The sequence below is a fragment of the Cupriavidus sp. WS genome (assembly GCF_000395345.1).
GTDB classification, from domain to species: domain Bacteria; phylum Pseudomonadota; class Gammaproteobacteria; order Burkholderiales; family Burkholderiaceae; genus Cupriavidus; species Cupriavidus basilensis_B.
This window is the reverse complement of the sequence record NZ_AQPL01000261.1, coordinates 1-13,781: the sequence shown is the minus strand read 5'-3', so window position 1 is coordinate 13,781 and position 13,781 is coordinate 1. Positions and strand designations below refer to the sequence as shown.

The following is a 13,781-nucleotide window of genomic DNA, read 5'->3' as shown; positions in this document are numbered from 1 at the left end:
GAGCCGGCGGCCGGCCACCACCGCGGCCAGCGCCACCGCCAGCAGGATGGCCACGCTCAACTGCGATTCCGCATGCAGGAACAGCCACAGGTAGACCGTGATGGCGATGGCCGCCGCGGCCAGCACCGCGGCCGGTGCGCGCATCGGGATGGTTGATTGGTTCATGGTATTGGTTTCCCCGCGGCCTCAGACCCGTTCACTGGATTTCTCGGCGATCAGCCCGGTCGGCTTGAACGCCATCAGCACGATCACCACGGCAAACGCGAACACGTCCTTGTACGCGCTCGGGATGTCCGGGATCAGCGCCGGCAGCGTGGCGCTGCCGATCACTTGCAGCGCGGCGAACAGGAAGCCGCCCAGGATCGCCCCGTAGATGTTGCCCAGCCCGCCCAGGATGGCCGCGGCGAAGCCGATCACGCCGAGCAGCAGGCCCACGTTGAAGTTGATCTCGTTGTAGTACAGGCCGTTCATGACGCCGGCCAGCGCCGCCATCGCGGAGCCGAGCGCGAACGTGAGCAGCACCACGGCCTCGAAGTCGATGCCCATCAGCCGCGCGGTCTCGCCGTCCTGGGCCACCGCGCGGATCGCCATGCCGAAGCGCGTGCGCGTGATCAGCAGGTGCACGCCGGCGGTGATGGCGATGCCGGTGGCCAGCAGGATCAGGTTGTCGGCCCGCAGCGACAGGCTGCCCAGCTCGACCGAGGCCGACGGCAGCAGGCGCGGGAACGGCTTCGGGTTGGAGCCGTCCGGATAGAACAGGCGCACGCATTCGCGCATCACCGTGCCGAGCATCAGCGTGGCCAGCAGCGTGTTCAGCGGCGGCGCCTTGCGCAGCGGCAGGATCAGGAAGCGCGCGATGCCGGCGCCGAGCAGGCCGGTCACGCCGACCGCGCACGCCACCACGGCGAGCAGCTGGATCCACGGCGATTCGATGCCGAGCATCAGCACGCCGGCGGACGCCGCCAGGCCGGCGAAGGCGCCCACCATCAGCGTGTCGCCGTGGGAGAACTTGATGACGTCGAGCACGCCGAAGAACAGCGTGAATCCAACGGCGACCATGGCATAGATCATGCCGAGCATCAGGCCGTTGAACACATATTGGGCAATCACACTCATGGATTCTCCGCGTCAATGGATGGCGCGTCTTGCGGCGCCAGCGGCCGCGACAGGATGACGGTGCGCCGCCGCGCCGCGGGGCGCGGCGCGGCGCGGCAGGCGGGGCGGAGGTTACAGGCCGGCCAGCTTCTTCTTGCCCTTGCCGTAGGCGCTGTCTTCCCAGATCACCCACTTGCCGTCCTCGACCACGTACTTGGTCACCAGCGGCACGATGTTCTGGCGGTGATCGTCGAAGGTCACCTTGCCGACGATGGTGTCCACGTCCTTGGTGGCGTTGAGCGTGTCGCGCACCTTCTTGCGGTCCGGGCCGACCTTCTCCACCGCATCCATGATCAGGTTGGCCGCGGCGAACGCGAACGGGCCGTAGGCTTCGGGCGGATCGCTGTATTTCTGCTGCGAGTACTTGCCCTGGAAGAACAGGCCGCCGGGCAGCTTCTCCCACGGCGCGCCTTCGATGAAGGCCAGCGAGCCTTCGGCCAGGTCCTTGCCCGCGCCCTGGATGTAGGCATCGGCCTTGATGCCCGAGGTGCCCTCGAACTGCGCCTTGATGCCCAGCTTCTCCATCTGCGTGCGGATGCGCACGCCGAGCGGCGTCAGGCCGCCGAAGTACACCACGTCCGGCTTCAGCTCGCGGATCTTGGTCAGTTCGGTGGTGAAGTCCTGCTGGTCGGCGGTCACGCCGAAGGTGCCCACCACGGTGCCGCCGTCCTTCTTGAGGAACTCGCTGAAGTACTTGTTGTGGCCCTTGCCGTAGTCGGTGGTGTCATGGATGATCGCCCACTTCTTGTAGCCCAGCCCGGTCATGAACTTGGCGGCCACGTCGCTCTGGTTGATCATCGTGCCGTTGACGCGGTGGATCTCCTTGAAGTCGTTGCCGTAGGTCACGTCGGGCAGCACCGCGCCCCACACCACCACCGGCAGCTGGAAGCGGTTGTACACGCCCACCGTGCCCATCGCCACGGCCGAGCAGAAATGCGTGACGCCGGCCACGATGCTGCGGTCCGCGGCGATCTTGGTGGCCACCTGCACGCCCACGTTGGGGCGGCATTCGTCGTCCTGCGTGACCAGCTCGTAGGTGTACCTGGACTTCGGATCCGCATTGCGCAGGCGCACCGCCAGGTCGGCGGAATTGCGGCCGCCCAGGCCGATGGCCGAGACCCCGCCCGTGAGCGGCCCCACGAAGGCGATCTTGACCACGTCCTTGGCGGCGGCCGGCGCCGACCCCAGCGCCAGTCCTGCCGACGCCGCCAGCATGGCGGCGGCCACTACGGTGTTCTTCCTACGCATCCTCATCCCCTCGGGCAGATAGCCGGCGACGGCCGGCTGGATTGGTCTTCAAGTGACTTGAACGAAAGTATTCCCATGATCCGCAAAATTCAAGTTACTTGAATGCCGTGATGCAACATGCGTGCCAGCGGCTGGGCCCGGTGGATGGCCGAGGCTGGTGCCGGAGCGGACCGTTCCACCCCGCAACCGACGCGATATTGGGGACGGCGGCACGGTTGTGGTGCGCCGCGCAATGGAAAATGGGCCGGCCCGGCGCGCGCCGGGCCGCGCGAGCGCTCAGGCGCCGCCGCGCGCCACGCCCGCGCCCAGCACCTTGACCCGCTGCGCATCGAAGCGCAGGGCCTCGGCGGTCAGCCAGTGCTCCACGGTGGCGATCTGCGGCGTCTGCCCGTGCGCCGAGACGAAGTAGTAGGAAGCCTGCGAGCGCACGCGCAGGCGGAACGGCTCGACCAGCCGCCCGGCGGCGAGGTCTTCCAGCACCAGCGCCGAGCGGCCCAGCGCCACGCCCTGGCCGGCCAGCGCCGCGCCGATGGCCAGCTGCGAGAGGTTGAAGCATTGCCCCGCGCCGGGGTTGTCCACGGCAACGCCGGCCTGGCGCAGCCAGTGTTCCCATTCGGCGAAGGTGTCCGCGCCCTCCCACGGGCTGACGTCGTGCAGCAGCCACGCGCCTTTCAGGTCTTGCGGCGCGCGCAGCTCGGGATGCGCGGCGACGAAGGCCGGGCTGGCCACCGGCAGCAGCCATTCGTCGAGGAACAGCCCGGCCTTCAGGTCTTCATAGACGCCGAGGTCGAAGCGCACGGCGGCGTCGATGCCGTCGCGCACCATGCGGGTGCTGTCGAGCGTGTGGAACTCGCCATAGACCCGCAGCCCCACCTCGGGGTGGTCGCGGAAGAAGTCGCCCAGCCGCGGCGTGAGCCAGCGCATGGCGAAGGACGGCGCGCAGCTCAGCGCGATGGGCCCGCTTTCGCGCGGCTTGCGCAGCTGGGTGAGGGTGCTCTCGATGGCCTGGAACGACTCGCGCAGCACGAAGCGCAGCCGCTCGCCCTCGGGCGTGAGCACCAGCGCGCGCGGGGTCCGGATGAACAGCGGCCGCGCCATCCATTGTTCGAGCTGCTTCACCTGCTGGCTGACCGCGCCCTGCGTGATGCACAGCTCGCCGGCCGCGCGCGTGAAGTTGCAATGGCGCGCGGAGGCTTCGAAGCAGCGCAGCCAGCTGAGGACGGAGGAGGAAAGCAGGGCGCTCATGGCGGTCTGGCGGTCTGACGATCTGGCGGTGTTGGACGGCGGCCCGGGCCTTGGCCCGGCATGCATGGCGATGGTGCATCGCCCCTCTAGCCATTAGCCATACTAATGTGCTGACTAATATAAACCGTTTGCGGGCGGGCCGGGGAAATCCAACAATGGAGCCATCCGGGAAGCCCCGCCGGCTTCCGCCGCCACCGGCGTACCCCACACTGAGACAAGCCCGAGACAATGAACCAGCCGACTTCCAGCCAACACCAGCCGCCCGCCGCCAGCCAGCCCGCGTCCCTGCGGGCCGCGCTGGGCGCGGCCACGCCCTTGTTGTGGTGCAACCCGCACCGTGTGGAGACGCCGCCCGAGACCCAGGCGGCGGGGCAGCGCAGCATTAGTCTCGCTGACGTCACCTCGGCGCAGGCGCGGTTCCGCCGCTTCGCGCCGCTGCTGGCGCGGCTGTTCCCGGAACTGGCCGCCACGCACGGCGTGATCGAATCGGAAATCGTCGCGGTGCCGGCCATGCAGCGCAGCCTGGGGCTGGACGCGGCGCACGGGCGTCTGTTGGTGAAGGGCGACCACGGGCTGCCGGTGGCCGGCTCCATCAAGGCGCGCGGCGGCATCCACGAGGTGCTGGAATTCGCCGAGCGCCTGGCGCTGCGCCACGGCCTGATCCGCGCCGGGCAGGACCAGCCCGGCGACTATCTGGCGCTCGGCGAACCGGCCGCGCGCGCGCTGTTCGGGCGCTACCAGGTGGCGGTGGGTTCCACCGGCAACCTGGGGCTGAGCATCGGCGTGATGGCCGCGGCGCTGGGTTTCCGCGCGGTGGTGCATATGTCGTCGGATGCCAAGGCATGGAAGAAGGCGCGCCTGCGCGACCGCGGCGTGGAAGTGGTGGAGCATGCCGGCGACTATGAGCAGGCCGTGGCCGCCGGCCGCCGCCAGGCGGAGCAGGACGCGTTCGCGTACTTCGTCGACGACGAGCGCTCGCTGTCGCTGCTGCTGGGCTACAGCGCCGCGGCGCTGCACCTGCGCGATCAGCTGGCCGCCGCCGCCGTCCGCGTGGACGCCGCGCATCCGCTGTTCGTCTACCTGCCTTGTGGCGTGGGCGGCGCGCCGGCCGGCATCACCTTCGGCATGCGCCAGTTGTTCGGCCCGCACGTGCATTGCTTCTTCGCCGAGCCGGTGCAGTCGCCGTGCTTCCTGGTGCAGATGCTGGCCGGCGCGGGCAATCCGTCGGTCTATGACTTCGGCCTGACCAACCGCACCGAAGCCGATGGGCTGGCCGTGCCGCGCGCGTCCGAGCTGGCGGCGGCCGTGATGGCGCCGCTGCTGTCGGGCGTGTTCACGGTCGCCGACGAGACGCTGTTCGTGGATCTGGCCCGGCTGCTGCGCACCGAGGGGCTGCGCATCGAGCCGTCGGCCGCGGCCGGCTTCGGCGGCCCGCGCATGCTGTGCGAGACCGACGCCGGGCGCGACTACCTGGCGCGGCACGGCCTGGCCGGACGGATGGCGCAGGCCACGCACCTGGTCTGGACCACGGGCGGCCTGTTCGTGCCGCCCGCGGAATACGATGGCTTCCTGGCGCGCGCGGCCGCGCTCGCGGGCTGAGCCGGCCGCCACGCAGGGCACCACATTCCAACACAACAGCCCGACAGCACCACAGCACCACAGCACGACAGCCCGCCAGACACACCGATCCATCCTGGCACGCATGCCGGCCACCGGGCCGGCGGCCTCTGCCCAGCAGGAGAATGACCATCATGCTAATCCGATCCTTCCCGCTCGCCACGCTGGCCGCCGCCTGCCTGGCCGCCACGGCCGGCAACGTCCTGGCCGATACGTTTCCGTCGCATCCGCTGCAGATGGTGGTGCCGTTCCCGCCGGGCGGCGCGACCGACATCGTCGGCCGCCTGCTGGCCAAGAAAATGGGCGACCAGCTGGGCCAGTCGGTGGTGATCGACAACCGCCCTGGCGCCGGCACCATCGTCGGCGCGGGCTACGTGGCCAAGGCCGCGCCCGATGGCTACACGCTGCTGGTGAGCTCGGGCACCACCTTCACCGTGAACCCGGCCATCAACGCGAGGCTGCCGTATGACCCGCTCAAGAGCTTCGAGCCGATCGGCCTGACCGGCCGCACCGGCCTGATCCTGCTGGCCAACCGCGACCAGCCCATCAGCAACCTCAAGCAACTGGCCGCCGCGCTGAAGGCCGCGCCGGACAAGTATTCGTATGGCTCGTTCGGCACCGGCTCCACGGCCCAGTTCGCCGGCGAGATGCTGCTCAACGGCATGGGCGTGAAGATGCTGCATGTGCCCTACAAGGGCAGCTCGCCGGCCATGACCGACCTGATCGGCGGGCAGATCCCGTTCTCGATGGACACGGTGTCCGCGGCCATCCCGCAGGTGAAGTCGGGCAAGGTGAAGGCCATCGCCGTGACCACGGCAAAGCGTTCGACGCTGCTGCCCGACGTGCCCACCGCCGCCGAAGCCGGCTATGCCGGCATCGACATGGACACGTGGATCGCCGTGGTGGCGCCGCGCGGCCTGCCGGCCGACGTCAAGGCCAGGCTGGAGAAGGCGCTGGCCGCGACCATGGCCGATCCGGAAACCAAGAAGAAGCTGCTGGACAACGGCTTCGAGCCGGCCTACGCCAACGGCGCCGCGGTGACCGCGCTGATCACCAAAGAGCTGCCGACCATGCGCGCCATCGCCCAGCGCGCCAACATCCATGCCGACTGAGGCCGGGCCGGCGCGGCGCGCCGCCGCCGCCAACGCATTGCCGCCACAAGACCCGCACCACGAGACAGGCACGCCATGACCACTTCCCTTGCCGCCGCGGCGCTGCGGCTGGCCCCCGCGGCAGCCGCCGGCCAGCCCGCCGGCGCCATCGACACGCCCGCGCTGGTGCTCGACCTCGACGTGTTCGAGCGCAACCTGGAGCGCATGCAGCAGGCCGCCGACCGCGCCGGCGTGAAGCTGCGCCCGCACGCCAAGGCCCACAAGACGCCGGCCATCGCGCTGGCGCAGATCGCGCGCGGCGCGGTGGGCATCTGCTGCCAGAAGGTCAGCGAGGCGCTGCCGTTCGTGCAGGCGGGCGTCACCGACATCCACATCAGCAACGAGATCGCCGGGCCGGCCAAGGCCGCGCTGCTGGCGCGGCTTGCCCGCCACGCGCGCATGAGCGTGTGCGTGGACGACGCGCGCCAGGTGGCGGAGCTGGCCGCGGCGGCCGCGCAGGCCGGCAGCGCCATCGGCGTGTTCGTCGAGATCGACATCGGGCAGGGGCGCTGCGGCGTGGCCGACGCTGGCGCCGCGCTGGATCTGGTGCGGGCCATCCAGGCCCATGCGCCGCTGGCGTTCCGCGGCCTGCAGGCCTACCAGGGCGGCATGCAGCACGTGCGCGAATACGCCGCGCGCAAGCGGGCGGCGGCCGAGGCGGCCAGCCGCGCCGCGGCCGTGGTGGCGGCGCTGGCCGAGGCCGGCGTGGCCTGCGAGACGGTCACCGGCGGCGGTAGCGGCAGCGTGGAGTTCGACCTGGCCGGCGGCGTCTACACCGAGCTTCAGCCCGGCTCCTACGTCTTCATGGACGGCGACTACGGCCGCAACGAATACCGCGGCGAACCGCGCTTCGCGCATAGCCTGTTCATCGCCAGCACGGTCATGAGCGTGGCCGGCGCGGACGGCGCCGCGCCGCGCGTGGTGGTGGACGCGGGCCTGAAGTCGATGGCGGTGGACTCCGGCCTGCCGCAGGTGTGGGGGCCGCAAGGGCGCAGCGCCACGCTCGACTACGTGGCCGCCAACGACGAGCACGGTATCGTCGAGCCGCGCGCCGGCGCTGGCGCCGCGGCGCTGCCGGAGCTTGGCAGCCAGTTGCTGCTGGTGCCCGGCCATTGCGATCCCACGCTCAATCTGTACGATGACATCGTCTGCATCCGCGGGCAGGCCGTCGCCGGCGTGTGGCCGGTGGCGGCGCGCGGGCTCAGCCGCTGATCCGCGCCGCCTCATCCGATTCGCCTCATCCGATTCGCCTTACCCGATTCGCCTCACCCGCTTCGATCCACCGCATCCGGAACGCCGCCATGAACCAGCACCACGCCTTGCTCTCCCAATCCGCCGTTGCCCTGCGCCGCCTGATCGGCAGCAAGGAACTCTCGCCCGTCGAACTGCTGGACGCCTGCATCGACCGCATCGAGGCGGTCAACCCGCTCATCAACGCGGTCACCGCCACCTGCTTCGAGCGCGCGCGCGGCGAGGCCCGCGCCGCCGAGCAGGCGGTCATGCGCGGCGACGCGCTTGGCCTGCTGCACGGCCTGCCGCTGGGCGTGAAGGACCTGGAAGCCACCGCCGGCCTGCTCACCACCTACGGCTCGCCGCTCTACCGCGCCAACGTGCCCGCGCAGGACAACGTGCTGGTGGCGCGCCTGCGCGCGGCCGGCGCCATCGTCGCGGGCAAGACCAACGTGCCCGAGATGGGCGCCGGCGCCAATTCGCGCAACGTGGTGTGGGGCGCCACCGGCAACCCGTTCAACCCCAACCTGAACACGGGCGGCTCGTCGGGCGGCTCGGCCGCGGCGCTGGCCGCCGACATGCTGCCCGTGTGCACCGGCTCGGACACCGGCGGCTCGCTGCGCATCCCGGCCGCCAAATGCGGCGTGGTGGGTTTTCGCCCGTCGCCGGGCGTGGTGCCCAGCTCGCGCAAGCTGCTGGGCTGGACGCCGATCTCGGTGGTCGGGCCGATGGGCCGCACGGTGGCCGATGCCTGCCTGCAACTGGCCGCCTCGGCGGGCCTGTCGGCCGGCGACCCGCTCACTTATGCGCTGGATCCGCTCTCGTTCCTGCTGCCGCGCCACGTCGACCTGGGCTCGCTGCGCGTGGGCTGGACCGAGGACTTCGGCGTGTGCGCCGTGGACGACGACATCCGCAAGGTGTTCCGCGCCAAGATCGCCGCGATGCGGCATCTGTTCCGCAGTTGCGACGAGGTGAAGTTCGAGCTGGGCGAGGCGCACCGCTGCTTCGACGTGCTGCGCGCCGAGAGCTTCGTGGCCGGCATGCACGAGGCCTACCAGCGCGACCCCGCCAGCCTGGGCCCGAACACGCGCGCCAACTACGAGATGGGCGCGAAGATGTCGCTGGTGGAGTCGGCATGGGCGCAGGCCGAGCAGACCCGCATCCTGGGCCGGTTCCAGGCCGCGTTCGAGGACTACGACGTGATCCTGTCGCCGACCACGCCGGTGTCGCCGTTCCCGTGGACCCAGCTGTACGCCGAGACCATCAACGGCGAGCCGCAGGAGAACTACTACCGCTGGCTGGCGCCCACCTACGTGGTCACGCTGACCACGCACCCGGCCATCAGCCTGCCGTGCGGGCTGGACCACGCCGGCATGCCGTTCGGCCTGCAGGTGGTGGGCCGCTTCCGCGCCGACCACCACACGCTGGGCGCGGCGCACGCGATGGAGCAGGCGTTCGCCGGCTCGGCGGCGCTGCGCCGGCCGCTGCCCGATCTGTCGAAGCTGCGGCCGGCCGAGCCGGCGCTGCGCTCCATCGTCACCGCGCCGCCGGTCCTCGACGGCGCCGGCGCCGCGGGCGGGGTGTCCGCGGTCTAGCCCGGCGCGCTCAGTCCGCCCGCAGCGCCCGCATTGCCGCGGGCGCGCCGTGCAGGAACATGTCGACCTGCTGGCGGATGACCGCGTCGAGGTCGGCCGGCACCTTCAGGCCATAGACCCACTTGCGCACGCCGATATAGAAGATGGCCGCGTGCAGGCTCCAGATCATCTCGATCTCGGCGTCGGTCTGCGCCGCGTTGCGCGGGGCGGCGATGCCGAACGCCTCGCGGACCTCGGCCAGCACCGGCAGGAACACCTTGCCGCGCAGCTTGCTGAGGTATCTGTTGTTGATGCCCTCGTGGGTCAGGCCGGCAAAGATGAACAGCCGGATCCATTCCTCGCGCAGGATGACCGAGGCATAGTCCAGGTAGAACGCCTGGAGCCGCTCGGCCAGCGGCGTGGCGCGGTCGGCGATCTGGCGCTCCCAGCCGGGGCGCCACTGGAACACCTCGTTGTAGACCCGGTCGATCAGCGCTTCCTTGCTGTCGAAGTAGCGGTAGAGCAGCGGCTGGGTGACGCCGATCTGGCGGGCCAGCTCGCGCGTGCTGCCGCCGAAGCCGTTGCGCGTGAAGTGTTCGATGGCCTTCTCGACGATCTGCTGTTCCCGCTCCTCGGGCAGCAGCCGCCTGGTGCCCTTGCCGGCGGCCTCGTCCGGCGTGGGGGTGGCGCGTGGCTCCATGGCTGTCTCTCTCGGTTCCCGCATGCGGGCGATGTCCGGATTCTACCAATCGCCCGATAAACGAGAGGGCGGGGCGGCGCGCGCGCCGGTGCGCTCCCCGCCCCGCGGCATGCGGTGCCGCATGGGGCGCCGCTTGCGACGCGGCTCAGGCGCCCGGCTTGCCGGCGATGCCCAGCTCGCAGTCCACGCGCTGGTGCTGGTAGGCGTCGCGCTCCCACGCGCCCCGCGCGGAGCGGTCGGTCACGGAGAACGCATAGATCCCGGCGAACGCCACCAGCATCGAGAACAGCGCCGGATATTCGTAGGGATAGATGGGCGCGCCGTGGCCCAGCACCTGCACCCAGACGGTCGGGCTCAGGATCGTGAGGACGACCGCGGTGACGAGCCCCAGCGTGCCGCCGGCCACCGCGCCGCGCGTGGTCAGGCCGCGCCAGTAGACCGAGAGCAGCAGCACCGGGAAGTTGGAGCTGGCGGCGATCGAGAAGGTCAGGCTGACGATGAAGGCGATGGTCTGCTTCTCGAACAGGATGGCCAGCAGGATCGACAGCACGCCCAGCACCAGCGTGGTGAGGCGCGAGACGCGCATCTCCTCGCGGTCGGACGCCTTGCCCTGGCGGATCACCGTGGCATAGAGGTCGTGCGAGATGGCGGAGGAGCCCGCCAGCGTCAGCCCGGCCACCACCGCGAGGATGGTCGAGAACGCCACCGCGCAGATGAAGCCCAGGAACACGTTGCCGCCCACCGCGTGCGCCAGGTGCACCGCCACCATGTTGACGCCGCCGGTCACGGCGCCGGTGCTGTCGTGGTACAGCGGATCGCGCGCGACGAGCGCGATGGTGCCGAAGCCGATCACGATGATCAGCGCGTAGCCGATGCCGACGATGCCGGTGGCGTAGAGCACGCTCTTGCGCGCGGCCTTGACGTTGCTGACCGTGAAGAAGCGCATCAGGATGTGCGGCAGGCCGGCCGTGCCGAAGATCAGCGCCAGCCCGAGCGAGACCGCCGACACCGGATCCGAGACCAGGCCGCCGGGGCGCATGATGGCGTCGTGTTTGCCGTGCGCGGCGATGGCCTGCTCGAACAGGCTGTTGAGGCTGAAGCCGAAGCGGCTCAGGACCATGAAGGCCATGAACGCGCAGCCGGCCAGCAGCAGGGCCGCCTTGATGATCTGGATCCAGGTGGTGGCCAGCATGCCGCCGAAGAACACGTACACCACCATCAGCACGCCGACCAGCACCACCGCCGAGGTGTAGTTGAAGCCGAACAGCAGTTCCACCAGCTTGCCGGCCCCCACCATCTGCGAGACCAGGTACAGCAGCACGATCACCATCGAGCTGGAGGCCGAGAACGCGCGGATCGGGCGCTGCCTGAGCCGGTAGGAGAGCACGTCGGCCAGCGTGTAGCGCCCGAGGTTGCGCAGCGGCTCGGCGATCAGGAACAGGATGATCGGCCAACTGGCCAGGAACCCGATCGAGTAGATCAGGCCGTCGTAGCCGCTGGTGAAGACCAGCGCGGAGATGCCGAGCAGCGAGGCGGCGGACATGTAGTCGCCGGCGATCGCCCAGCCGTTCTGCATGGCGGTGATCCTGCCGCCGGCGGCGTAGTGGTCGGCCACGCTGTGGTTGCGCCGGGCGGCCCAGCGCGTGATGGCGAGCGTGGCGGCGACGAACGCCACGAACATCGCGATGGCGATGCCGTTCATGCCCTGGCCCACCGGCGGCGTGGCCGCCAGCGCGGGGCCGGCCGCCGCGAGGGTGGCGAGGGTGGCGAGCGCGGCAAGTGCGACGGGTGCGACGGGTGCGCGGCTCATGATTGCGCTCCGTTGCGGATTGCCGCGATCATGCCGTCGTAGACGGTGTTGGTGCGATGCACGTAGATGGCCACCAGCGCGAACGTGAACGCGAACATGCCGAAGCCGACCGGGATGCCGACGCTCATCGGCTGGCCCGGCACCAGTTGCCGGGCCAGCAGGTCGGGGCGGAACGCCAGCGTGAGGATGAAGCCGAAATAGACCAGCAGCATGGCGGCGGTCAGCGTCCACGAGAAGCGGCGGCGCGCGCGCTGCAGGCGCTCGAAGGCGGGCTGGTCCAGAGTGGGGCGAAGCGTCGCCGGGGCGTCGGTTCCGGCATCGGTTCCGGTGTCGGTCCCGGCAAGACCGGGATGCGCCGGATAGGGGGCGGCCTGGGGCATGGTTTTGTCTCCGAATGGATGTTGTCGGTGAAGGTTCAGAATTGCCGCGATACCGCGGTCTCCCGCATGACGGCTTCCGGCGTGCGGTAGCGCTCGGCCATCTCGCGGTCCTGCTCGCTCTTGAGCTGCGCCTGCATGTAGGCGCCGAGATGGCGCGCGTGCTCGACCACCGCCTGCCCGACCTGGACGCGCTCGTCGCTGTACGCCGCCAGCGCCGTCTCGGCGCACGGGTGCGCGGCCAGCGCGCGGGCCAGCGCGGCGGCATCGCCGGCCGCCTTGGTGACGCCCATGCCGCAATGCGGGCGCGCCACGAAGGCGGCATCGCCGAGCAGGGCGACACGGCCGAAGGCCATGCGCGGCACGGTCAGGTCGTAGATCGGCTGGAACAGTGGCTGGGCGGTCCGCGCCACCACCTCGGCGAACTGCGGCGCCAGCAGCGTGGCCGCCGCGTGCTCCATGTCGGCGCGCACGTCCGCGCGGATCAGGCCCGGCGGGATGCCGGTGGTCCAGCACTTGCCGCCGGCGTCGGTGAGCAGGTCGGCCAGCTCGTCGTCGCGCGTGGCGCGGTACCAGACGAAGTTGTAGCGGCGATGGCCGGGCACGGTGCTGTTGTCGTCGCCCGCGACCGGATAGCCGAGGATCTGCTCGTGGGGCGGCAGGCAGAAGGCGAATCTCTCGAAGATGGCCGCGTGCGTGGCCGGCGACAGCCGCGCCTCGTCGACCAGGCCGCGCCAGGCGATATAGCCCGCGTATTCGAGCTGCGCCGAGGGCAGCAACTGTTCGCGCAGGCCCGAGCGGAAGCCGTCGGCGGCGATGACGATGTCGGCGCGGTGCGTCGAGCCGTCCTGCAGCGTCACCTCGGCATGGTCCGCGTGCGACGCGACCGCGGCCACGCTGGCGCCGGTGCGGTAGGCGCCGGGGAACGCGCGGCCCAGCACGTCGTACATCTTGCCCCAGGCCGTCAGCGTCTGGGGCAGTTCGCGCGCGGACACGGCGGCGCCGTCGCGCGCCAGCGTGACGCGGCTGTCGACGCGCACGCCGATGCTGTCGTCCACGGTGACGCCGGCCGCCGCCAGCGCCTGGAACAACTCCGGGTGCGTGACGATGCCCGCGCCGCGGCCGGTCAGCGCCTCGGGCGTGCGCTCGAAGATCTCGACGTCCCAGCCGCCGCGCGCGAGAAGATTGGCGGCGAACAGGCCGCCGAGCGAGCCGCCGACGACGATGGCCCTGGGTTGCTTGCGCTGCGCGGGATTCATGCCGGTGCTCCAGTCGTGGCTTCAGCCGTTGCCTGCGTCTCGGCGGGCAGTGCCAGGCCGGCCACTTCCGCGGCCGGGTAGTTGAGTTCGATCGTCACGCCCGACGGATCCTCGATGAAGACCTGGTGCAGGCCCAGGCTCGGCACCGTGCGGTCGCGCCACGCGATGCCCTCCGCGCGCAGCGTCTGCCACATCTGCGCGACGCCGGTGGCCAGGAAGGCGATATGGTCGAGCGTGCCGGTGCCCGAGGCGGGCAGGGACTTGTCGCCGAGATAGGCGGTCAGGCCGGCGGGGTCGTCCGGATCGATGCCGATGATATGCACCGTGCCGTAGCTGCCTTCGTCGCCGCCCATGTAGAGCCACGCGCCGGGAAAGGCGAACGGCGGGCGGTACCCCCGCCGGAAGCCGAGAATGC

At 70.7% G+C, this 13,781-nt stretch carries 12 protein-coding genes; 4 read left to right on the top strand and 8 right to left on the bottom strand.

The window, feature by feature from the left end; translation table 11 throughout:
• Positions 1–186: 186 nt before the first annotated feature.
• The 3 genes from K206_RS0121030 to K206_RS38885 all read right to left on the bottom strand — a co-directional run bounded on the left by K206_RS0121030 (position 187) and on the right by K206_RS38885 (position 3,648).
• Complete coding sequence (locus K206_RS0121030; protein WP_020423856.1) at positions 187–1,116, bottom strand: branched-chain amino acid ABC transporter permease; 930 nt, start codon at positions 1,114–1,116, stop codon at positions 187–189.
• A gap of 111 nt (positions 1,117–1,227) precedes the next feature.
• On the bottom strand, positions 1,228–2,403 hold the full coding sequence (locus K206_RS0121025; RefSeq protein WP_029043888.1) for a branched-chain amino acid ABC transporter substrate-binding protein: 1,176 nt from the start codon (positions 2,401–2,403) through the stop codon (positions 1,228–1,230).
• A gap of 276 nt (positions 2,404–2,679) precedes the next feature.
• Positions 2,680–3,648, bottom strand: a complete 969-nt coding sequence (locus K206_RS38885) for a LysR substrate-binding domain-containing protein (RefSeq protein WP_020204364.1) — start codon at positions 3,646–3,648, stop codon at positions 2,680–2,682.
• Between the two features lie 228 nt (positions 3,649–3,876).
• Between K206_RS38885 and K206_RS0121015 the strand changes: the two genes are divergently transcribed.
• The 4 genes from K206_RS0121015 (at position 3,877) to K206_RS0121000 (ending at position 9,241) form a co-directional block, all read left to right on the top strand.
• On the top strand, positions 3,877–5,247 hold the full coding sequence (locus tag K206_RS0121015; protein WP_020204363.1) for a D-serine ammonia-lyase: 1,371 nt from the start codon (positions 3,877–3,879) through the stop codon (positions 5,245–5,247).
• 143 nt (positions 5,248–5,390) lie between these two features.
• Positions 5,391–6,377 carry a tripartite tricarboxylate transporter substrate binding protein gene (locus K206_RS0121010; RefSeq protein ID WP_020204362.1) on the top strand — a complete coding sequence of 329 codons (987 nt, stop codon included), beginning with the start codon at positions 5,391–5,393 and terminating at the stop codon, positions 6,375–6,377.
• Between the two features lie 75 nt (positions 6,378–6,452).
• Positions 6,453–7,628 (top strand): DSD1 family PLP-dependent enzyme, encoded by a 1,176-nt coding sequence (locus K206_RS0121005; RefSeq protein ID WP_020204361.1) that lies wholly within the window; start codon positions 6,453–6,455, stop codon positions 7,626–7,628.
• Between the two features lie 89 nt (positions 7,629–7,717).
• Positions 7,718–9,241, top strand: a complete 1,524-nt coding sequence (locus K206_RS0121000; protein ID WP_020204360.1) for an amidase — start codon at positions 7,718–7,720, stop codon at positions 9,239–9,241.
• Positions 9,242–9,251: 10 nt separating this feature from the next.
• Here K206_RS0121000 and K206_RS0120995 read toward each other — a convergent pair whose 3' ends face one another.
• From K206_RS0120995 to K206_RS38880, 5 genes are all read right to left on the bottom strand, one after another.
• On the bottom strand, positions 9,252–9,920 hold the full coding sequence (locus tag K206_RS0120995; RefSeq protein ID WP_020204359.1) for a TetR/AcrR family transcriptional regulator: 669 nt from the start codon (positions 9,918–9,920) through the stop codon (positions 9,252–9,254).
• A 145-nt stretch (positions 9,921–10,065) separates the two neighbouring features.
• Entirely contained in the window at positions 10,066–11,730 is a 1,665-nt protein-coding gene (actP, locus tag K206_RS0120990; RefSeq protein WP_020204358.1) for a cation/acetate symporter ActP, read from the bottom strand.
• Positions 11,727–12,110, bottom strand: coding sequence for a DUF485 domain-containing protein (locus tag K206_RS0120985; protein WP_020204357.1), 384 nt, complete (start codon positions 12,108–12,110; stop codon positions 11,727–11,729). The genes actP and K206_RS0120985 overlap by 4 nt, the downstream gene beginning before the upstream one ends.
• Before the next feature lie 35 nt (positions 12,111–12,145).
• On the bottom strand, positions 12,146–13,366 hold the full coding sequence (locus K206_RS0120980) for an FAD binding domain-containing protein (RefSeq protein ID WP_020204356.1): 1,221 nt from the start codon (positions 13,364–13,366) through the stop codon (positions 12,146–12,148).
• A partial coding sequence (locus K206_RS38880) for a hypothetical protein (protein ID WP_020204355.1) occupies positions 13,363–13,781 on the bottom strand: 419 nt, incomplete at its 5' end. The genes K206_RS38880 and K206_RS0120980, both read right to left, overlap by 4 nt.